At 60.8% G+C, this 19,417-nt stretch carries 16 protein-coding genes; 7 read left to right on the top strand and 9 right to left on the bottom strand.

Features of this window, described 5'->3' with window-relative positions; all coding sequences use genetic code 11:
- Nucleotides 1–222: 222 nt before the first annotated feature.
- Nucleotides 223–4,071 carry an EAL domain-containing protein gene (locus tag QMK50_RS10235; RefSeq protein ID WP_320333054.1) on the bottom strand — a complete coding sequence of 1,283 codons (3,849 nt, stop codon included), beginning with the start codon at nucleotides 4,069–4,071 and terminating at the stop codon, nucleotides 223–225.
- 283 nt (nucleotides 4,072–4,354) lie between these two features.
- Between QMK50_RS10235 and ettA the strand changes: the two genes are divergently transcribed.
- Nucleotides 4,355–6,019 (top strand): energy-dependent translational throttle protein EttA, encoded by a 1,665-nt coding sequence (gene ettA, locus QMK50_RS10230; RefSeq protein WP_095166464.1) that lies wholly within the window; start codon nucleotides 4,355–4,357, stop codon nucleotides 6,017–6,019.
- 264 nt (nucleotides 6,020–6,283) lie between these two features.
- Nucleotides 6,284–7,621 carry an NADP-specific glutamate dehydrogenase gene (gdhA, locus tag QMK50_RS10225; protein WP_320333053.1) on the top strand — a complete coding sequence of 446 codons (1,338 nt, stop codon included), beginning with the start codon at nucleotides 6,284–6,286 and terminating at the stop codon, nucleotides 7,619–7,621.
- On the opposite strand, the gene QMK50_RS10220 is transcribed toward gdhA, so the two are convergent.
- From QMK50_RS10220 to QMK50_RS10200, 5 genes are all read right to left on the bottom strand, one after another.
- Nucleotides 7,618–8,112 (bottom strand): GreA/GreB family elongation factor, encoded by a 495-nt coding sequence (locus tag QMK50_RS10220; protein ID WP_320333052.1) that lies wholly within the window; start codon nucleotides 8,110–8,112, stop codon nucleotides 7,618–7,620. The genes gdhA and QMK50_RS10220 overlap by 4 nt on opposite strands.
- 71 nt (nucleotides 8,113–8,183) lie before the next feature.
- Nucleotides 8,184–8,528 carry a hypothetical protein gene (locus QMK50_RS10215; protein WP_320333051.1) on the bottom strand — a complete coding sequence of 115 codons (345 nt, stop codon included), beginning with the start codon at nucleotides 8,526–8,528 and terminating at the stop codon, nucleotides 8,184–8,186.
- 82 nt (nucleotides 8,529–8,610) lie between these two features.
- The gene (locus QMK50_RS10210; RefSeq protein WP_320333050.1) at nucleotides 8,611–8,916 is read right to left on the bottom strand and encodes a chorismate mutase; all 306 of its coding nucleotides are present in this window, start codon (nucleotides 8,914–8,916) and stop codon (nucleotides 8,611–8,613) included.
- 61 nt (nucleotides 8,917–8,977) lie between these two features.
- On the bottom strand, nucleotides 8,978–10,831 hold the full coding sequence (locus QMK50_RS10205; protein ID WP_320333049.1) for a DUF4105 domain-containing protein: 1,854 nt from the start codon (nucleotides 10,829–10,831) through the stop codon (nucleotides 8,978–8,980).
- Between the two features lie 92 nt (nucleotides 10,832–10,923).
- Nucleotides 10,924–11,412, bottom strand: a complete 489-nt coding sequence (locus QMK50_RS10200) for a DUF3015 domain-containing protein (protein WP_095166474.1) — start codon at nucleotides 11,410–11,412, stop codon at nucleotides 10,924–10,926.
- Between the two features lie 277 nt (nucleotides 11,413–11,689).
- On the opposite strand from QMK50_RS10200, the gene QMK50_RS10195 reads away from it, so the two are divergent.
- Complete coding sequence (locus QMK50_RS10195; RefSeq protein WP_095166476.1) at nucleotides 11,690–14,128, top strand: Lon protease family protein; 2,439 nt, start codon at nucleotides 11,690–11,692, stop codon at nucleotides 14,126–14,128.
- A gap of 265 nt (nucleotides 14,129–14,393) precedes the next feature.
- Complete coding sequence (locus QMK50_RS10190) at nucleotides 14,394–14,735, top strand: hypothetical protein (protein WP_095166481.1); 342 nt, start codon at nucleotides 14,394–14,396, stop codon at nucleotides 14,733–14,735.
- 2 nt (nucleotides 14,736–14,737) lie between these two features.
- Here QMK50_RS10190 and QMK50_RS10185 read toward each other — a convergent pair whose 3' ends face one another.
- A complete protein-coding gene (locus QMK50_RS10185) occupies nucleotides 14,738–16,567 on the bottom strand; it encodes a hypothetical protein (protein ID WP_320333048.1) in 1,830 nt (609 codons plus the stop codon).
- A gap of 157 nt (nucleotides 16,568–16,724) precedes the next feature.
- Between QMK50_RS10185 and QMK50_RS10180 the strand changes: the two genes are divergently transcribed.
- The 3 genes from QMK50_RS10180 to QMK50_RS10170 all read left to right on the top strand — a co-directional run bounded on the left by QMK50_RS10180 (nucleotide 16,725) and on the right by QMK50_RS10170 (nucleotide 18,373).
- Nucleotides 16,725–17,213, top strand: coding sequence for a TIGR00645 family protein (locus QMK50_RS10180; RefSeq protein WP_095166485.1), 489 nt, complete (start codon nucleotides 16,725–16,727; stop codon nucleotides 17,211–17,213).
- Between the two features lie 110 nt (nucleotides 17,214–17,323).
- On the top strand, nucleotides 17,324–17,626 hold the full coding sequence (locus QMK50_RS10175) for a DUF6482 family protein (protein ID WP_095166487.1): 303 nt from the start codon (nucleotides 17,324–17,326) through the stop codon (nucleotides 17,624–17,626).
- Between the two features lie 129 nt (nucleotides 17,627–17,755).
- Nucleotides 17,756–18,373, top strand: coding sequence for an FKBP-type peptidyl-prolyl cis-trans isomerase (locus tag QMK50_RS10170; RefSeq protein ID WP_095166489.1), 618 nt, complete (start codon nucleotides 17,756–17,758; stop codon nucleotides 18,371–18,373).
- An 83-nt stretch (nucleotides 18,374–18,456) separates the two neighbouring features.
- On the opposite strand, the gene QMK50_RS10165 is transcribed toward QMK50_RS10170, so the two are convergent.
- Together QMK50_RS10165 and QMK50_RS10160 are read right to left on the bottom strand one after the other, a co-directional pair.
- The gene (locus tag QMK50_RS10165; RefSeq protein ID WP_095166625.1) at nucleotides 18,457–18,714 is read right to left on the bottom strand and encodes a hypothetical protein; all 258 of its coding nucleotides are present in this window, start codon (nucleotides 18,712–18,714) and stop codon (nucleotides 18,457–18,459) included.
- Nucleotides 18,715–18,919: 205 nt separating this feature from the next.
- On the bottom strand, nucleotides 18,920–19,261 hold the full coding sequence (locus tag QMK50_RS10160; RefSeq protein WP_027617845.1) for a zinc ribbon domain-containing protein YjdM: 342 nt from the start codon (nucleotides 19,259–19,261) through the stop codon (nucleotides 18,920–18,922).
- Between the last annotated feature and the right edge of the window lie 156 nt (nucleotides 19,262–19,417).

The raw sequence follows: 19,417 nt of genomic DNA, 5'->3' as shown, positions 1-19,417 counted from the left end.
AAGGGAGGCATTCTAACTCAATGGCTTTTGTCTGGCATATGAAACGACATCATGTCGCAGACAAGTGGGCTTCATGACGGGATCAGCGGTGATCATGCTGGCCCCATCGCGAGCAAGCTCGCTCCCACGGGGTTTTGGGGACACATAAAATTTGTGTACGCCGAAAATTCCCTGTGGGAGCGAGCTTGCTCGCGATGAGGTCATCCGCCTCTGTGCAGGACGTCAGTCGAGCATGAAGAGCGCATCATTGTTGAACTGCGCTTCAAACCGCGCCGCCGGCATCGGCCTGCCGAACAGATAACCCTGCACTTCGTCGCAATCATGCTCACGCAGGAATTCCAGTTGCTCATGGGTTTCCACGCCCTCGGCGATCACCGCCAGGTTCAAGCTGTGGGCCATGGCAATGATCGCCCGGGCAATCTGTGCATCCTGCTCGCCAGACGGCAGGCCGTCGACAAAGGTGCGGTCGATTTTCAGCACGTCGATCGGGAACTGCTTCAGGTAGTTAAGCGAGGAGTAACCGGTACCAAAGTCGTCGACCGCGATGCTCAGGCCGAGGTTCTTCAGGCCGGCGAGGATCTGCATGGCCTCGCTGACTTCGCGCATCAGGATGCTTTCGGTCAGCTCCAGCTCGAGGCAGGCCGGCGCCAGGCCCGTGTCCTTGAGGATGGTGGCAATGCGGGTGCCGAGCTGGCCATCGGAGAACTGCCGCGCGGAAATGTTCACCGAGACCTTTGGCACGCGCACCTGCGCCTGGTGCCAACGCTTGAGTTGCTGACAGGCCTCGCGGATCACCCAGTCACCAACGTCCACCACCAGCCCGAGTTCTTCCAGCACCGGAATGAAGTCCCCCGGTGGCACCAGCCCGCGCCGCGGATGCTGCCAGCGCAGCAGGGCTTCAGCCCCGGTCAGGCGCTTGCCATCGCCGCTGAACTGCGGCTGGTAATACAGCACGAATTCATTCTGCTCGAGGGCGTGGCGCAGGTCGCTTTCCAGTTCCAGGCGTTCCAGGGCGCTGGCGTTCATCTCCGCCTGGTAGAACTGGAAGTTGTTCTTGCCGCGCTCCTTGGCGTGGTACATCGCCGTATCGGCGTTTTTCATCAACTGGCTCAGTTCGTTGCCGTCCTGCGGGCTCAAGGCGATGCCGATACTGGCGGTCACAAAGAACTCACGGCCTTCGAGGACAAACGGCTTCACCAGGCTGGCGAGAATCTGCTCGGCGACATGAATCGCCCGGTTCAGCGCCAGTTCGCGGGTGGTGCGCGGTTGCAGCAGCAGGGTGAACTCATCGCCACCCATGCGGGCCACGGTGTCATCGTCGTCGACGCAGCCGAGCAGGCGGGTGGCCATGTCCTTGAGCATGCGATCGCCGGCGGCGTGGCCCAGGGAGTCGTTGATCGGCTTGAAGCGGTCCAGATCAAGGAACATCAGCACCACCCAGGACTTGTGCCGCTGCGCCGTTTGCAAGGCCGTGTGCAGGCGGTCCTGGAACAGGGTGCGGTTGGGCAGGTGGGTCAGGGCGTCGTAGTAGGCGAGGCGGTGAATCCGCTGCTCGCTGGCCTTGCGCTCGCTGATGTCGCTGAAAAAGCACACGTAGCTGGCCAGGTCGCCCTCGTCATCGAGCACCGCGGTGATGCCGACCCAGGCCGGGTAATGCTCGCCGTTGCGGCGCTTGAGCCAGATTTCACCTTCCCAGCTGCGGTGCTGGTGCAGTTGCTTGAGGATGTAGCCCAGGTGCGCTTCCTGCTGCTCGTCGACGGTCAACATGTTCGGCAGTTGATCGAGGACCTGGGACACCGCGTAGCCACTAACCCGGCTGAAGGCGTCGTTGGCCTGCACGATGTAGCCGGCGGGGTCGGTGATCAGGATCGCCGACGTCGAGTGTTCGAAAACCGTGGCGGCCATGCGCAGGTCTTTCTCTGCGCGCCGTTGCTGGCTGATGTCGCGACCGACTCCCAGCACGCCTTCGAAGGCGTCGTGTTCGTCCCACACCAGCACCAGCCGCAACTCGATCGGGATCTTGCGGCCATCGGCGCGCAGGCAGTCGAACAGGAATAGCTGGGTCTGCACCTGGCTGCGCAGTTGTGCCAGTTGTTCGGGTTGGTTCAAGGCCCGGCTGACGCGGTCCATCAGGCTGTAGATGCCGGTCAGTTGCTGCGGGTTGGCGACGATGGACTGCCAGCCGTTCTGGAAGATCCAGTTCGCGTCATAGCCGAGCACGGCCTGCACCGATGGGCTGACGTAGTTCAGCGCGAGTGTGTTGTTGGTGGAGAAGATCACGTCGCTGATGCTTTCAGCGAGCATGCGGTAGCGCTGCTCACTGTCGCGCAGGGATTCGCTGGCTTCGATCTGATCGGTGATGTCCTTGGCGACGCCGATGATCCGCGTGACCCGCTCGTCTGCATCCCGCGCCAACGCCTGCTCGCGCACTTCGAAGCAGCGCCACTGGCCGTCGCGGTGGCGAAAGCGCAGCGGGCACTGGCGCAACTGGCGATAACCGGCCTGGCGTTGCTCCTCGCGCAGGCGGTGGTAGAGCTCGGCGTCTTCCGGGTGCAGGAGGATTTCCCAGAAGTACTCGCCCATCTGTTGCAGTTCGGACTTGTTGTAGCCCAGGGTCTGCCCCAGGTGGTGGTTGCTGTAGATCATGCGCTGGCTGAGCACATCCTGGACGTACAGGTGATCGGGCACGGTGCGCACCACGTCGGACCAGAAGCTTTCACGCTCCTGCAGCGACAGTTCCACCAGCTTGCGGCTGGTGATGTCGTTGATGCTCAGGATCACCGCGCGGTAGTCCGGTTGCTCCTGGGGCAGGTGCAGGACCAGCCACAGGTGTTGATCCTGGCCCTGGTCATCCTTGAGTTTGATTTCCAGTTCCAACTGGCCCTGCTGGTTGAGCACGGCCTCCAGCAGCGCGGCGCCAATGCTGTTGTCGTCCAGTGGCCGGCCTTCGATCAGCAGTTGCCAGGCCTGCGTGCAGGACTCGACACCGAGCAGGTGCAAGGCCACCTGGTTGACTTCGGTGATGCGCAGTTCCTGCAGCAGTGACTGACGTTGTTCGTGACTGTCCAGGGCGGCACGCAGGGTTTCGCTGTCGTGCACCCGGGTTTTATCGAAGGCGCTGTGGAGTCCCGACAGATCCAGTACGCACAGCGCAACCCCGGTGCCATCGAAAATGTCCTGGTAACGCCTGCGGCCTTCATGCAACTGGTGTTGGCGGCGGCGCATGCTCAACAGGGCGATGAACGGCAACAGGGACAGTGCCAGCCCCAGCAGGCATTTACCGATGAAGGCCGGCAGCAGCTCCTCGATCACCCGCTGGCGGTCGAACAGGCCGCGCAGTTGCCAGTCGCTGCTGCTCAGCGGCACGGTCAGCACGGTGTTGGCCTGGTCCTGCGCGGTCAGCAGGCTCGGCTGGGCCGAGGGTCGCAGGTCTTCACGGCTGATGATTTGATGATTGATGCGGTTTTCCACCAGCCACAGCGGACGTAGGGTGCCTTCGCTTTGCTTGGCCAGGCCGGCGAAAAAATTCGGTCGCAGGCGCAGGGCCCAGTAGCCGCGAGTGTTGCCGCTGGCCTGATGCAGCAGCAGGTGCACCACCGAACCGTCATTGGCGTTGCTGAAATAGTGCGCCTGGGCGTGACTGCGCCTGACCAGTTCGTTCAGGTAGTCGGCATCCGGGGTGGTGTTGGCGCTGTCCTTGAGCACTTTGCCCGAGGGGCTGAGCAGCGCCACGCTGAGCAGATCCGGCAGCGACTGCTGCAATTTGCGCAGCAGGGCCTGTTGCTGCTCAGCAGTTTGCGGTTGTTCGACGATCGGTAGCAGATTGAGTGCGATCTGCGCATTCAGCGCCATGTTCAGGCTGACTTGGGCGGCCAGGTCGGCGGTGTAGTCGATGGTGTGCTGGCGCTGGTCTTTCTGGGTTTCGTGCAACTGATCGAGCAACTGCCAGAACAACAGTCCGAGCAACAGCAGCACCAGCATCGCCAAGGCGCCTTTGAGCGTCCCGCGCAGGGGCGATCCGGTCGCAGGGTTCAGTGCGCGCGCGGAGGAAGGCGGAGTGGCATTGGACAATCTGTAATCCTGCGGTGGGGCTGGACTGGCGCGACGTGCACTATAAGCCTGGCGCCCGAAGGGCGGCTAGCATGCCTTGAGTTGTGGCAAAGTGCCAGCCCCGTCCGGCTGGACGGGTATGCCACATTGAGGTAGCTTTGCCGGTTACGCAGGGCGTTCCAGCCCCAGACATTCAGGCTTTTTTACGCAAGCAGGCATCGACCCCCGGTCCATGCCCGCGCCGCGCATGGCCTGACACGGGCTTGGCCCGCTTTATTCCACCGTTACTGACGCTAGGTTCTCCATGGCTCAATACGTCTTCACCATGCATCGGCTGGGCAAAGTTGTTCCGCCGAAGCGGGAAATCCTGAAAAACATTTCGCTGTCGTTCTTCCCTGGCGCGAAGATCGGCGTTCTCGGCCTCAACGGTTCGGGTAAGTCCACGCTGCTGAAAATCATGGCCGGCGTCGACACCGAGTTCGAGGGCGAGGCTCGTCCGATGCCGGACCTGAACATCGGCTACCTGCCGCAGGAACCTATCCTGGATCCGACCAAGACCGTGCGTGAAGTGGTCGAGGAAGCGGTCAGCGTGATCAAGAACGCCCAGGCACGCCTGGACGAGGTCTACGCGGCGTACGCTGAAGAAGACGCCGACTTCGACAAACTGGCCGCTGAACAGGCCAAGCTCGAAGCCATCCTGCAAGCCAGCGATGGCCATAACCTGGAACGCCAACTGGAAGTCGCCGCCGATGCGCTGCGCCTGCCGGCCTGGGATGCCAAGGTCGAATTCCTTTCCGGTGGTGAGAAGCGTCGTGTGGCCCTGTGCCGCCTGCTGCTGTCCGCCCCGGACATGTTGCTGCTCGACGAACCAACCAACCACCTGGACGCCGATTCCGTGGCCTGGCTGGAGCACTTCCTGCACGACTTCCCGGGTACCGTGGTAGCGATTACGCACGACCGGTACTTCCTGGACAACGTTGCCGGCTGGATTCTGGAACTTGACCGCGGTGCGGGCATTCCTTACGAAGGCAACTATTCGGGCTGGCTGGAAGCCAAGTCCGATCGTCTGGCGGCCGAATCCAAGCAGCAGTCGGCCCACGAAAAGGCCATGAAAGAAGAACTGGAATGGGTGCGCAAAGGCGCCAAGGCCCGTCAGTCGAAATCCAAGGCTCGCCTGCAACGCTTCGAAGAAATGCAGTCGCAGGAATTCCAGAAGCGCAGCGAAACCAACGAGATCTACATCCCGGCCGGTCCGCGCCTGGGCGACAAGGTCATCGAGTTCAAGAACGTCACCAAGGGCTACGGCGATCGCGTGCTGATCGACAACCTGTCGTTCTCCATGCCTAAAGGCGCCATCGTTGGCGTGATCGGCGGTAACGGTGCGGGTAAATCCACCCTGTTCCGCATGCTGATGGGCAAGGAACAACCGGATTCTGGCAGCATCGAAGTCGGTGAAACCGTGCAGTTGGCGTGTGTGGACCAGAGCCGCGAAGACCTGGACGGCAGCAAGACTGTGTTCCAGCAGATCTCCGACGGTTCCGACCAGATCCGCATCGGCAACTACGAGATCCCGTCGCGCACCTACGTGGGCCGTTTCAACTTCAAGGGCGGCGATCAGCAGAAGTTCGTCAAGGACCTGTCTGGTGGTGAGCGTGGTCGCTTGCACCTGGCCCTGACCCTGAAAGAGGGCGGCAACGTGCTGCTGCTCGACGAACCGTCCAACGACCTCGACGTCGAAACCCTGCGTTCCCTGGAAGAAGCCCTACTGGACTTCCCGGGCGCCGCCATTGTGATCTCTCACGATCGGTGGTTCCTTGACCGCGTGGCGACGCACATCCTGGCGTACGAAGACGACTCGCAAGCGATCTTCTTCGAAGGTAACTACACCGAGTACGAAGCCGACCGCAAAAAGCGTCTTGGCGAAGCGGCCGCCCAGCCACACCGGGTACGCCACAAAAAACTGGCCTGATCGGCTGGTGGCATGAAATAACGGAGCCTGCGGGCTCCGTTATTTTTGGCGGCCGGTTCGCCAGGGCGCTGTCACTGATGGTGCGAAATGCTGATCTGGGGTCCCTGTTTCTGTGCACAAACGGCGCAAAAATTGGCTTAAGTTATATCCATTGCACCATTTAATTTCATAACTGCGACATTTTGCGCTGTTCCGGTGCTCCTTTCGTTTGTTACAGTCCGGCTCAATCTCTCCCAACGACAATAAATTTGCCGAGACTTTTCCATGATCGAATCCGTCGAATCCTTCCTTGCGCGCCTGAAAAAACGTGACCCTGACCAACCTGAATTCCATCAGGCCGTCGAAGAGGTCCTACGCAGCCTGTGGCCCTTTCTCGAAGCCAATCCCCACTACCTGACTTCCGGCATCCTGGAGCGCATCTGTGAGCCGGAGCGGGCCGTGGTGTTTCGCGTTTCCTGGGTCGACGATCAGGGCGCGGTACAGGTCAATCGCGGATTCCGGATCCAGATGAACAGCGCCATCGGCCCGTACAAGGGCGGCCTGCGTTTCCACCCGTCGGTGAACATGGGCGTGCTGAAGTTCCTGGCCTTCGAGCAAACGTTCAAGAACTCCCTGACTTCACTGCCGATGGGCGGTGGCAAGGGCGGTTCGGACTTCGATCCGAAGGGCAAGAGCGATGCCGAAGTGATGCGCTTCTGCCAGGCCTTCATGAGCGAGCTGTATCGCCATATCGGCTCGGACGTTGACGTTCCAGCCGGCGACATCGGCGTGGGCGCGCGGGAAATCGGCTTCCTGTTCGGCCAATACAAGCGCCTGAGCAACCAGTTCACCAGCGTGTTGACCGGCAAGGGCATGAGCTATGGCGGCAGCCTGATTCGCCCGGAGGCCACCGGTTTTGGTTGCGTGTACTTCGCCGAGGAAATGCTCAAGCGTCGCGGTGAAAAGGTGCAGGGCAAGCGTGTGGCAATCTCCGGCTCCGGCAACGTGGCGCAGTACGCAGCGCGCAAGGTCATGGACCTGGGCGGCCAGGTGATTTCCCTCTCCGACTCCGAAGGCACGCTGTACTGCGAGGGTGGACTGAGCGAGGAGCAATGGTCGGCGCTGCTGGAGCTGAAAAACGTCAAGCGCGGCCGCATCAGCGAACTGGCCGCACGGTTCGGCCTGGAGTTTCGTGCCGGACAAAGCCCGTGGGACTTGCCGTGTGACATCGCGCTGCCGTGTGCCACGCAGAACGAACTGGACGCCGAGGCTGCGCGCACCTTGCTGCGCAATGGCTGCATCTGTGTCGCCGAAGGGGCGAACATGCCGACTACCCTGGCGGCCGTGGATATCTTCATCGAGGCTGGAATCCTGTTCGCCCCGGGCAAGGCGTCGAACGCCGGCGGTGTCGCGGTCAGTGGCCTGGAGATGTCGCAGAACGCCATGCGCCTGCTGTGGACTGCCGGTGAAGTCGACAGCAAGTTGCACAACATCATGCAGTCGATCCACCACGCATGCGTGCACTACGGCGAAGAAAACGGGCAGATCAACTACGTCAAGGGCGCGAACATCGCCGGTTTCGTCAAAGTCGCCGACGCAATGCTCGCCCAGGGCGTGGTTTAAGCGGCTTCGATGCGGATCACTTCGATCAGTTGATCGCCGGCGGGGCGTTGCCAGAGCACTTCATCATTGAGTTGCGCGCCCAGCAATGCGCGGCCCAGTGGTGAGCTCCAGTTGATCAGGCCCTGGGCGGCAACAGCCTGGTCTTCACCGACCAGTTGCACGCGCCGCTCAGTGCCTTGCTCATCGGCATAGGTCACCCAACTGCCGATCTGCACCTTGTCGGTCGAGGTGGCCGGGGGCACGACCTGAGCGCTTTGCAGGCGTTGGTGGTTGTAGCGCAGGTCGCGCTGCAGATCCGCCAGGCGCTGCTGGTCGGCTTGCTCACCGAGGGCCGACTGCGCGCTGTGCAGGGTCTGCAGTTCGGCGACCTTGTCCTGCAACTGGCGCAGGCCGTCGGGGGTGACGTAATTGGGTTGGCTGCTGACCTGGCGCTCGACGGGCTGGTCGGCTTGGGCGGCGGCGTTATCTTCATTGACGAAAGCGCGGCTCATGGCGGTTCTCCCTGTATGGGGTTTAGGCCATGCTCGCAGGCTTTTAGTTTCCTGGGTTGTTCAAAAGCGACCTACTGCGAGCGATAAGCCCGCGCTGTGTCACGATCTTTCTCTTGCTGCCAGGCCCGATCCCGTTCGTTCTGGTGGTCGTTGCGCTCCTGATTCTCGCGCATGGCCTGGCACTGGCGAAAACCGTCACTCCAGCCTTCGGCGTAGGGCGCCTGGTTGAGGTAGCGCGGCACGTCTTTGCGAAACTCCCCGCTGATCGCCCCGGCTGCCTGTCGGCCACTGCTGCAACCGTCATCGAAACCATCGGCGTAGGCCGGTGGGTAACCTCTGGCGAGCAGCTCCTGGTGCGTCGACTGACAGCCCGCGACCATCCACAGCAACCCCAGCACAACTGCACCACGCCACATTCCAGACTCCCGCACCCGTGTTTAACGGTAGATCGGCAGAGTCTGCATCTGACGCAGTCAGGGATCCGTGAAAAGCCTGTGATTATTCCGTTGGCGCGCCCGCCAGGCGACTGTGCTCGGTCAGCTCCTGATCGATGAACGCGGCGATCATCGCCCGGTACACCTGTTCGGTCACATCGGGGTGGGCGCCGACTTGCTCGGATAACGCACGCACCTTGGCGACGACCTGTTCCACCCGTTGCGGCGCTTTGACCGCATCAACGTCTTTCTTGAAGCGGGCCGCCTGCGCCACATAGGCACCACGTTCGGCCAGCAGGGTGACGATCTGCCGGTCAAGGCGATCGATATGGGTGCGTACTTCTTCGAGGGTGTGGCAGTGGACGTCCATGTCTATTCAGTTCCTGTTTTTTTGGGGGGCTGTTCAGCGAGGGCATGCCCCTAAAGGCCGCTCAATAGTGATACCACTTCAGTTCCAGCATCACCTCGTTCTGCGCCGATGCGAGGTGGCTGAATTCGCGCTGGGCGCTCAGGCGCAGGCCGAGGTTGCGCGACAGTTCCCACTGCTGGTTCAGGCTCAGGCTACGGCGCACCTCGCCGTTGGTGAAGAAATCGCCGCGGGTTTCCAGGCTCAGGTTGCCCAGCGGGTTGCGCCACAGCAGGCCACTGTTGAAGCCGGCCGCTGGCGAGATGAACTCGGCGAAGTCATTGTTGTGTTCGACCCGCACCGTGCCGAGGGCAAACCCCAGCACATCCTCGCCCAATTGCCAGGTACCGCCGGCGCCGCCGTTGACATGGCTGACCAGGGTCTCGTCATCGTGCTTGCCCGGCACCCGTTCCAGGCCGCCGGTAACTTGCCAGGACCAGGGTTGCAGGAGCTCGTTGCGTGGCGTCAGGGAGCGGATGGTGGCCAGGTCCAGCTGTTGCAACTGCCACTGGTTGCCCTCGTACTGGCGCAATTTCATCTGCAGGATCTCAATCTGTGCGCCCAGCGGGAAGCTCTCGGCATTGTCGTTGAGGTCGTGATACGCCATGCGCAGGCCATATTCACCGAACGCCTGGTCGCCACGGGTACCGATACCCGCCTGCCAGGTGCGTGATTGGTGCCCGTCTTCCGGTAGCCCCGGGCGCTCGATGGCTAGCTCCGGTGGTGGATTCTGGTTGATCGCCCGCAGCAGTTCGAAACTGCGTTGCGCTCGTGCCGGGTCGCGCTCCTGGCCATTGGCGCGGTAGCGTTCCAGGCGGTAGGCGGCATCGATGATCAGTGCCTGGCGGTCCCGTGGCAGGGCCTTGCAGGCGGGTGCCTGCAATTGTTGCGGGTCGGCGCTGACCTTCAGCACCCACTGCTGCTCTTCGTCAGACAGTGTTTCGGCGCGGCTCAGCAACTCGCGCTCGCGGGACGGCCGATAGTCGATTTTTTCCACCAGCCCGGCATCTTTCACCGCCTTGACGGTGTCGGTGGGAATGGCCGTCAGCGGGAATTGTTCGGTCAGCTTGAGCCCCGGTCGTGCCACCTGCAGCAGCTCCAGCAGGCGGTAAGAGCAGTTTTCATCGAAGAAGAAATAGTCGAACTGGATCTGCTTCAGTTCCCAGACGTGCTCGACCATGCGCTCGGTTTCGACCTGGGTCAGGTTCAGCCGGTATTCCCACAGGTCGCGGTTCTCCAGGCTGCGGTATTCCGAGAGTTTTTCCTGGTAGGGGACCAGGGCGAACAAGCCCGGGTAGCCGCCCATCAAACCCTTCCAGGCATACAGGATGCTGTTGTCCGAGCCTTCGATATAGGCGCCGAAGTTGATCGCATAGCTGAGCAGGGCGGTGTTGTCGCTTTGTACGCCGGCCTGGTCGATCCGCAACAGCGTGTGGCCGAACATTGAAGATGGGCTGTTGAGGTAGGCCGCAGGGAAAATCATCACCGCACTGTGGGGCGAGACATCCTTGAACCATTGCTTGAATTCGCTGCAGTCCACCGCGGGCAGGTCGTTGAGCTGCAGTTGCGCCTGCAGCCAGCGGGTACGTGCCGGGTAAACGCATTGTGCATGTTGCTGGCCGAGGCTGGCCGGGGCATACAGCGCCTGTACGGTGGCCGCCAGTTCGGCATCGGGGTGTTCGGCACCGTCGCGGGCCAGGAAAAATTTGTGGTCGCTGATGTAACTGCGCCAGCCGCCCAGCTTGGCGGTTTCGTAATGGCCCAGGGAAATCCAGAACGGGTCGTTGGCCAGTTGCTGCAGGCGTTGGTTGTCGAGGTGGGGCGCGGCGGACAGCGGGGCGCAGACAAACAGCGCCAGACAGGCAAGGCGTTTGAGCATGGTGGGCAACTTAAGTCGAAAAAATAAAGACCAAATGCAGTCAGGTCCAAAAAACAAAACCCGCCCCGGTGAGAGGGCGGGTGAGGTCGAGCTTAAGCTGGGGTGGCGTATTTGGCCAGGCGAGTATCTGCCTTGAGTACGGCCAGGGTATTGGTATGCACATCTTCAGCGGTCACGTCAGCCTTGCTGAAGATCTGCTGGAAATGTTCGTGGGTAACGGCGGCGAAGTGCGCACGGTCTTCCGGTGCGACGCCCAGGACCACAGCGTAAGTGGTCAGTGCTTCACCCTGACCCTTGGCCATGTCTTCGGACAGCTCGTTTATCATGCCGTTCATGGCGAACCAGGACTTGCCACCATAGGTCAGCGCAGCGTTGGTCGCGCAGCCGTTGGTGCCGGAGGTCATGCCGAACGTGGCGTTGCCGGAGGTGCCGTTGGTGGTGGAAGCCAGGAAGTGAGCCGGGGTGCCACGCTGACCTTCAAACAGCATGTTGCCCCAACCGCAATCCGGACCGCCTGGCGCCTGCGCCATGGCGTTGAGGGATACAGCGGTGAAGAGAGTACCAAGAAGAATCCGTTTCATAGCTTTGTTCTCTTTATGTGCGTACCAATGGACAGGAGTTCTGAGGCCAACTTGGCATCAGTGGGCCGGTTATTAGTCCAGCCGCGCAGTTTGGAGTTTAGGCAGGTTCCGTGGGTTCCGTGGTTTTTTGGAAAAATATTCCTCAAACCAGTGATTTAGCCGGCGCCTGGGTAGGGTTCGGCGTTTGACTATGCTTTTACCCAAGGCGCGCCTTGCCAGTCAGGTGCAGGCAGCGCCAGAATGCCTCCAACTGCCCCGCCTGATGTAAGGAAGCCCGATGCCTGATCCTGTTGCTGCCAGCTTGCGTCTAGCGCCCGAAGCGCTGACCCGTCCGTTTTCCGCTGAACAGTTCAGCTTCTCTACCACCAATGATCTGGAGCCTTTTCGCGGTGTGCTCGGCCAGGAACGCGCGGTCGAAGCCTTGCAGTTCGGTGTGGCCATGCCACGCCCCGGTTACAACGTGTTTGTCATGGGTGAGCCTGGCACTGGTCGGTTCTCGTTCGTCAAACGGTACCTCAAGGCCGAAGGCAAGCGCCTGCAGACCCCGGCGGACTGGGTCTACGTCAACAATTTCGATGAGCCACGCGAACCCCGCGCCCTGGAGTTGCCCTCGGGCACGGCCGGTGCATTCATCGCCGATATCAATGGCCTGATCGACAACTTACTCGCGACCTTTCCTGCGGTCTTTGAACACCCGTCCTACCAGCAAAAGAAAAGCGCCATCGACCGCGCGTTCAACCAGCGCTACGACCGTGCACTGGATGTGATCGAGCGTCTGGCACTGGAGAAAGAAGTCGCGTTGTACCGCGACAGCACCAATATCGCCTTCACTCCGATGAGTGAGGGCAAGGCGCTGGATGAGGCTGAGTTCGCCCAGTTGCCGGAAGCGGTGCGTGAGCAGTTCCACGAAGATATTTCCGGGCTTGAAGAGCGACTCAACGAGGAACTCGCCAGCCTGCCGCAGTGGAAGCGTGAATCCAGCAATCAGATGCGTCACCTGAACGAAGAAACCATCACCTTGGCCTTGCAGCCATTGCTTGCGCCGCTGTCGGAAAAGTACGCGGAAAATGCAGCGGTGTGCGGTTACCTGCAGGCGATGCAGGTGTACTTGCTCAAGACCGTGGTCGAGCAATTGGTCGACGACAGCAAGACCGACGCCGTCGCTCGCAAACTGCTGGAGGAGCAATACGCGCCGAGCCTGGTGGTAGGGCATTCGGTCAGTGGTGGTGCGCCGGTGGTGTTTGAGCCGCACCCGACCTACGAAAACCTGTTCGGCCGCATCGAGTACAGCACCGATCAGGGCGCGCTCTATACCACCTATCGTCAACTGCGACCCGGTGCCTTGCACCGGGCCAATGGTGGGTTCCTGATCCTGGAAGCGGAAAAAATGCTCAGCGAGCCGTTCGTGTGGGATGCGCTCAAGCGTGCCCTGCAGTCGCGCAAGCTTAAAATGGAATCGCCACTCGGGGAGATGGGCCGCCTGGCCACGGTGACGCTGACGCCGCAACACATTCCGTTGCAGGTCAAGGTGGTCATCATTGGCGCCCGCCAGCTGTACTACACGCTGCAGGACCTGGATCCGGACTTCCAGGAGATGTTCCGGGTGCTGGTGGATTTCGACGAAGACATTCCAATGGTCGACGAGAGCCTGGAGCAGTTCGCCCAGTTGCTCAAGACTCGCACTTCGGAAGAAGGCATGGCCCCGCTGACCGCCGATGCGGTGGCGCGCCTGGCGACTTACAGTGCGCGCCTGGCCGAGCACCAGGGGCGTTTGTCGGCACGCATCGGCGACCTGTTCCAGTTGGTCAGCGAGGCGGACTTCATCCGGCACCTGGCCGGCGACGAAATGACCGACGCCGGGCATATCGAGCGTGCACTCAAGGCCAAGGCCACCCGTACCGGGCGCGTCTCGGCACGGATTCTCGATGACATGCTGGCGGGGATCATCCTGATCGACACCGCTGGCGCGGCCGTGGGCAAATGCAACGGGCTGACGGTGCTGGAAGTGGGGGACTCGGCCTTCGGCGTTCCGGCGCGGATTTCCGCGACGGTCTACCCGGGTGGCAGTGGCATCGTCGACATCGAGCGTGAGGTCAACCTCGGGCAGCCGATTCACTCCAAGGGCGTGATGATCCTCACCGGTTACCTGGGCAGTCGTTATGCCCAGGAATTCCCGTTGGCGATCTCGGCGAGTATTGCCCTGGAGCAGTCCTACGGTTATGTCGACGGCGACAGTGCGTCGCTGGGCGAGGCATGTACGCTGATCTCGGCCTTGTCGAAGACGCCGCTCAAGCAGTGCTTCGCCATCACCGGCTCGATCAACCAGTTCGGTGAAGTACAGGCAGTGGGTGGGGTCAACGAGAAAATCGAAGGCTTCTTCCGGCTGTGCGAAGCTCGCGGACTGACCGGTGAGCAGGGCGCAATCATCCCGCAGGCCAACGTGGCCACGCTGATGCTCGATGAGAAGGTCCTGGCGGCGGTGCGGGCCGGGCAGTTCCATGTGTATGCGGTGCGCCAGGCCGACGAGGCATTGAGCCTGCTGGTTGGCGAGCCGGCCGGTGAGCCGGACGAGGAGGGCCAGTTCCCTGAGGGCAGCGTCAACGCACGGGTGGTCGAGCGTTTGCGAGTGATCGCGGAAATGATCAGCGAAGAGGACTTGAAGGAGGCGGAGAAAGAACTGGCGCAGGAGGCGCTGGCCGAAGCCAAGCCGGCTTGATCCCAGTCATCTACCCGCTGTAGGAGCAAGGCTTACCCGCGAATGCGTACGAAAGGACGCCTTCGCGGGTAAGCCTTGCTCCTTTTTTATGGCGCAGCGAATGACGTCAAAAAACCAACAGCGACCATTCGGCGCTTCGTTACCCTCGGCAACTTGCTGATTCGACTTTTCTTCTATGCTCAGGTCTAGGATATCGACAGTTATCACTGGATCGAGACAGCCTTCGCGTGGAGGCTGAATACCGGATCTATCGAGGGTCGCCGCCATGTCGCGCAACCTCTGCCTTACCCGCCAATGCCTGGGCCTCGTGACCCGGATCGAATGCAGTGTGCGCCCGCTCGCCGGCGATACTGGCATGTGGACCTTGCTGTTTGCCGCCGGCATGGCAGGCGAACAGCCCTCGGCGATCAAGGCCCAAGGCCCGTTTCATGGCCCTTTTGTGGCTGAATCGATACTCGATACCATCGTTGAAAGCCTGACCCTGCATGGTTATCAACTGGCCGACGACCCGCAGATCTGGTGCTTGCACCTGCAAGCCCAGCTACGGGAAATCAACGGCGGCCGGTACCGCAACCAGGATGGTTTCGATTCGACTCCAAGGCATTGACCTCACTCGGCAGGGGTGGGGTTCTGCACCTTGTCGAGCTTGACCTCAAAGCCATACTCGATGGTTTCCAGGTCGGTGCGTTGGTAGCTTTCCAATTGGCTCGGCTGACCATAGAAGTAGTGCACGTCCAGCACTGCGGGGCCCTCTGTGTTGGCGTCATGACTGACCAGCAAAATCTCCTTCAGGTAGTTGCCGCTCGCGTCCTTGGCGAAGAAGCGCCAGTCCTGCGCGGGGAATACTTTCTGGTCGACCAGCAGGGCGTTACCCCTGAGCTCCAGGCCTTTGGGTAATTTGCTGGCGTCGAGGCTGTGCTTTTCAATATCGGCGAGAAACAGTGGCATGGAGCCCACGGCGTAGGCCGGGGTTTCGGGGAACAGGGTCAGGTCGTAGGTGATGGTGGCGTGTAATGGATCGATTTCGAAGGCTTCGGCTGGCAACTCGATGGGAGTGCCACGCAGGCCATTGTCATCCTGGGTGAAGAAGGTCAACGGAGTCGGGCCGGGGCTGAATGAGCTACCGAGCAGTTCATCGTTGAAGCTGCTGGGGTGGTCGAACTGAATGCGCGCGGCACTGGCGTCCTCCACCGACTGGGTGATGCGAATACTGTTTTTCAGTTGCTGCGCGTCCAGGCTCGCGCCTTTGAGCCAGTTGCCGGCCTGGTCGTCATAGACCACCACGGGCGGGGTGAGGCTTTGAATGGTTTTGTCGGTGGTGTTGCGGTCAAAACGCCTGACGGGTAGATCCAGTTCCTTGCGGGTCACGGTGGCGTCGGAAAAATCCAGCACGTTGACTTCCAGGCTGTCGATGGGGCCATTGAAGTAGACCTTGGTGTAATGATGGCTCTGCTGGCGCTCGAAAGCTTGCAGTTCGTCATTAAGCTGCTTTTCCAGTGCCTCGCTCCAGGCGGTCTGTTTTTGCATCTCGGCCAGTTGGTTTTGATAGAAGGCTATTTGTGCGGAGTCTTCGTTGATCGAGCCGGCGCGTGCGAGGAACTGCCCGGTCTGGTCCCGGGCCTGGACGATCAGTGGATTGAGCGGGGTGTCGCCGACCTCTGGGGCCAGCGCTGCGCGGTTGTCGACCGTAATTTCGGCGTAGTTGTTCTCGAGGCTGTGCAGGGTGACGCTGAGGTTGGCCTCGGTCCGTGTAAGCCCGATGTCCTTTTTGCTCAGGTTGAAGGTCGCGACCTTGTGCGGTGCGATCACTTCGACCTTGCCTTGCAGGGTCAGGGGTTGTGGCTGGCTGCTGTTGGCCACCTCCAGTCCCTCGACAAAGGGGTAGGCGAGGGTCAGGTCATCCGGGGCGGTCAAGCTCGAGCTAGAGGGGCTCAGCTGGATGCCGGGGTCGGTTTCCGACCATTCGGCCTGGAAGGGGATGACCTGCTTGTTGCTAAGAGTGACCGATTGCCATTCCAGGCCGTGGGGGAAGGGAAACTCCGAGGGCATGTTGAAGTTGAACGGGAACACCGGTTGCAGGTCGGTCAGGTAGTCGGAGCTGGCATCCTTGCGCAGGACGATCAGGCCATTGATGTAGGTGTCGACCAGCGCCTGCGGGCTTGCGTAGTGCCGGAGCAATGCCATGGCGTCGTCACCGTACTCGGTTTCGACCGGCTTGGCGGCCAGCTTCTGTTGGGCGCGTTCGAGCAGCAGCAGGGAGCCGCCGAGACTGGATACGGCATCCTTGAGCTTGGGATCGGTGATGGCGTCCAGTGACTTTTCGAACTGGGCGGTCTTGTCTTCAAGGCTTTGCGCAGGCTTTTCGTCCGCGGGCGAGCAGCCGCTGAGCAGCGCCACCAGGCACAGGCCGATCGTCGTCAAGGGTAAGCGCACATCCATTTTCCAGTATTCCCGTACGACGCACGTGGGTGCGAACGCTTTGGACACTAGCAGAAAACCCTCGGTCAGACTTCCAGGTTATGGATTTTCCAGCGGTTTATGGGTGTTTGAGCGGCTGGTATACTCGCCGCCATTTCCAGCCTTGGTGTGAGATTTAATGGAACGCTTTATCGAAAACACAATGTACGCTTCGCGCTGGTTGCTGGCCCCTATCTACTTCGGCCTGTCCCTGGGTTTGCTGGCCCTGGCCCTGAAGTTCTTTCAGGAAGTCTTCCACGTTATCCCCAACGTCTTCTCGATGGCCGAGTCGGACCTGATCCTGGTCCTGCTGTCGCTGATCGACATGGCCCTGGTGGGCGGCCTGCTGGTGATGGTGATGATCTCCGGCTATGAAAACTTCGTGTCCCAGCTGGATATCGATGAATCCAAGGAAAAGCTCAACTGGCTGGGCACCATGGATTCGTCTTCGCTGAAGATGAAAGTCGCGGCCTCGATCGTGGCGATTTCCTCGATCCACTTGCTGCGCATTTTCATGGACGCCAAGAACGTCGATCCCGAGCACCTGAAGTGGTACGTGATCATTCACATGACGTTCGTGATTTCGGCGTTCGCCATGGGCTACCTGGACAAACTGACCAAGCACTGATTACCCCGCAGGTGGTAAACGGACGGGCGGCAGCGTTGTCGGCTTGTGCTTTGGTGCGTCGAGGCTTATCCCTGTAAGGGTCCTGGCTCGCCAATGCACGGGGTGTGCACATGAACCTGCAAGAGTTGAACGCCTATGCCATCGCCGGCAAGGTCGATGAGCTGAATCTGATCTCCATGGAAGGCGGGATCTATCTCCTCGAGGCGCGGATGCACGGCGCGGCCTACCCGCTGAGCGACACCCATGGCCAGATGATGCACCTGCGCTCGGTGGAGCATGCGCGGCAAATGCTCCACGCCTTTCCCAAGTTACCGTTCAATCTGGTCCACACCTCGGTCCACGACGAGATGTGCGGATTGGGCGCCAGTAGCGAGGACAGCCTTAAAGTGCCGATCGCCTTCCGTTCGGCTTGAGGACGCTGGCCCCCTGATCACGGCACGGGCATCTGTGCTAGTCTGCTCGCCCTTTTGGTTCCGGGCGCTCCGGGATGCGCTGTGCACGCACGGCAATGTCTCGGGCCGTCCGCACAGCGGAGCAGTGTCATGTCCGAAGTAAATCTGTCCACCGACGAAACCCGCGTCAGCTACGGCATCGGCCGTCAGCTGGGCGACCAGCTGCGCGACAACCCGCCACCGGGCGTTAGCCTGGACGCAATCCTGGCAGGTCTGACCGACGCTTTCGCCGGTAAGGAAAGCCGCGTTGGCCAGGAAGCCATGTCGGCCAGCTTCAAGGTCATCCGTGAAATCATGCAAGCCGAAGCGGCAGCCAAGGCTGAAGCAGCGGCGGGTGAAGGCCTGGCATTCCTGGCTGAAAACGCCAAGCGTGACGGCATCACCACCCTGGCTTCCGGTCTGCAATTTGAAGTCCTGACTGCCGGTGAAGGCGCCAAGCCATCCCGCGAAGACACCGTGCGTACTCACTACCACGGCACCCTGATCGACGGCACTGTGTTCGACAGCTCCTACGATCGTGGTCAACCTGCAGAATTCCCGGTTGGCGGCGTGATCGCTGGCTGGACCGAAGCCCTGCAACTGATGAACGCAGGCAGCAAATGGCGTCTGTACGTGCCGAGCGAATTGGCTTACGGCGCTCAAGGCGTTGGCAGCATCCCGCCGCACAGCGTTCTGGTATTTGACGTCGAGCTGCTGGACGTTCTGTAATACCCGGCCTGATATGACATCGGGCTAATGTGGGAGCGAGCGCCCGCTTGCGGGCGCTAGCTCCCACAGTTTTTTGTGCTGCATCATATTTCGATCTTGTGCGTCAGATCATGCGTCGGGCGCAACGCTCGGGCATAGCAGAACAGAAACAGGTTGCGCACCAGCTCCTTGAGCACCACCGGTTCGCTGGAGCTCAGGCCATTGAGGTCGAGGTCGCCCTGGTCCTGCAGTTCGCTCAAGGCTTCTTCTTCCAGTACAGCGCAGACTTCCCCGGTTTCCCGATGCAGGATCCTGAGGTAAGGGTGTGGGCGGTCCAGCCATGCATCGATCAAGTAAGTCATGATGCTCATCTCCTTTTTAGTGGTTTGATGAGAATAATTCTTATTCAATTAATAGCAAGTGCCTATTGGCGGTTTCTGCGGATTTTGTGCGCGGGGATTGCCCAGGATCAAAACGGCTGGCGTTTTGCTATTGGGGCGAGAGGAAGGCTTGCGAGGGGGAGGAGAGCAGCCATCCCGCGCGGACGCGCGATGGCTTGCAGCAGGCTCAGACTTTTCTGACGAACTCGGATTTGAGTTTCATCGGGCCGATGCCATCGATCTTGCAGTCGATGTCGTGGTCGCCATCGCACAGGCGGATGTTCTTGACCTTGGTGCCGACCTTGACCACCAGCGAGGTGCCCTTGACCTTGAGGTCCTTGATCACGGTGATGGTGTCGCCATCTTGCAGGACGTTGCCGACCGAATCCTTTTTCACAGTTTCATCGGACGCCGCCTCGGCTTCGCCGTTGGCAGACCATTCGTGGGCGCACTCCGGGCAGATCAGTTGGGCGCCGTCTTCGTAGGTGTATTCGCTATTGCATTTCGGGCAGGGTGGCAACGTGCTCACTAAAGCTCCTTGAGTTCAGGATGGCTAAAAAGCGCACATTATATAGGGTTTTAAGCGGGAGAGGGCGATGCAACACCTGTAGGAGCGAGCTTGCTCGCGAAGAACTCAATGACACCACGTTCATTCAGGATGCACGCGTTATCGTTGGCGACCTTC

Source organism: Pseudomonas sp. P5_152 (genome assembly GCF_033989915.1).
In the GTDB taxonomy this organism is placed as follows: domain Bacteria; phylum Pseudomonadota; class Gammaproteobacteria; order Pseudomonadales; family Pseudomonadaceae; genus Aquipseudomonas.
The sequence above is the reverse complement of the archived record's forward strand: the minus strand, read 5'-3'. Positions and strand labels throughout refer to the sequence as shown.

Excerpts from the sequence above, each read along its gene's own strand:
- ettA (WP_095166464.1), top strand. The coding sequence starts at position 4,355 with ATGGCTCAATACGTCTTCACCATGCATCGGCTGGGCAAAGTTGTTCCG.
- gdhA (WP_320333053.1), top strand. The coding sequence starts at position 6,284 with ATGATCGAATCCGTCGAATCCTTCCTTGCGCGCCTGAAAAAACGTGAC.
- QMK50_RS10220 (WP_320333052.1), bottom strand. The coding sequence starts at position 8,112 with ATGAGCCGCGCTTTCGTCAATGAAGATAACGCCGCCGCCCAAGCCGAC.
- QMK50_RS10215 (WP_320333051.1), bottom strand. The coding sequence starts at position 8,528 with ATGTGGCGTGGTGCAGTTGTGCTGGGGTTGCTGTGGATGGTCGCGGGC.
- QMK50_RS10210 (WP_320333050.1), bottom strand. The coding sequence starts at position 8,916 with ATGGACGTCCACTGCCACACCCTCGAAGAAGTACGCACCCATATCGAT.
- QMK50_RS10205 (WP_320333049.1), bottom strand. The coding sequence starts at position 10,831 with ATGCTCAAACGCCTTGCCTGTCTGGCGCTGTTTGTCTGCGCCCCGCTG.
- QMK50_RS10200 (WP_095166474.1), bottom strand. The coding sequence starts at position 11,412 with ATGAAACGGATTCTTCTTGGTACTCTCTTCACCGCTGTATCCCTCAAC.
- QMK50_RS10195 (WP_095166476.1), top strand. The coding sequence starts at position 11,690 with ATGCCTGATCCTGTTGCTGCCAGCTTGCGTCTAGCGCCCGAAGCGCTG.
- QMK50_RS10190 (WP_095166481.1), top strand. The coding sequence starts at position 14,394 with ATGTCGCGCAACCTCTGCCTTACCCGCCAATGCCTGGGCCTCGTGACC.
- QMK50_RS10185 (WP_320333048.1), bottom strand. The coding sequence starts at position 16,567 with ATGGATGTGCGCTTACCCTTGACGACGATCGGCCTGTGCCTGGTGGCG.
- QMK50_RS10180 (WP_095166485.1), top strand. The coding sequence starts at position 16,725 with ATGGAACGCTTTATCGAAAACACAATGTACGCTTCGCGCTGGTTGCTG.
- QMK50_RS10175 (WP_095166487.1), top strand. The coding sequence starts at position 17,324 with ATGAACCTGCAAGAGTTGAACGCCTATGCCATCGCCGGCAAGGTCGAT.
- QMK50_RS10170 (WP_095166489.1), top strand. The coding sequence starts at position 17,756 with ATGTCCGAAGTAAATCTGTCCACCGACGAAACCCGCGTCAGCTACGGC.
- QMK50_RS10165 (WP_095166625.1), bottom strand. The coding sequence starts at position 18,714 with ATGACTTACTTGATCGATGCATGGCTGGACCGCCCACACCCTTACCTC.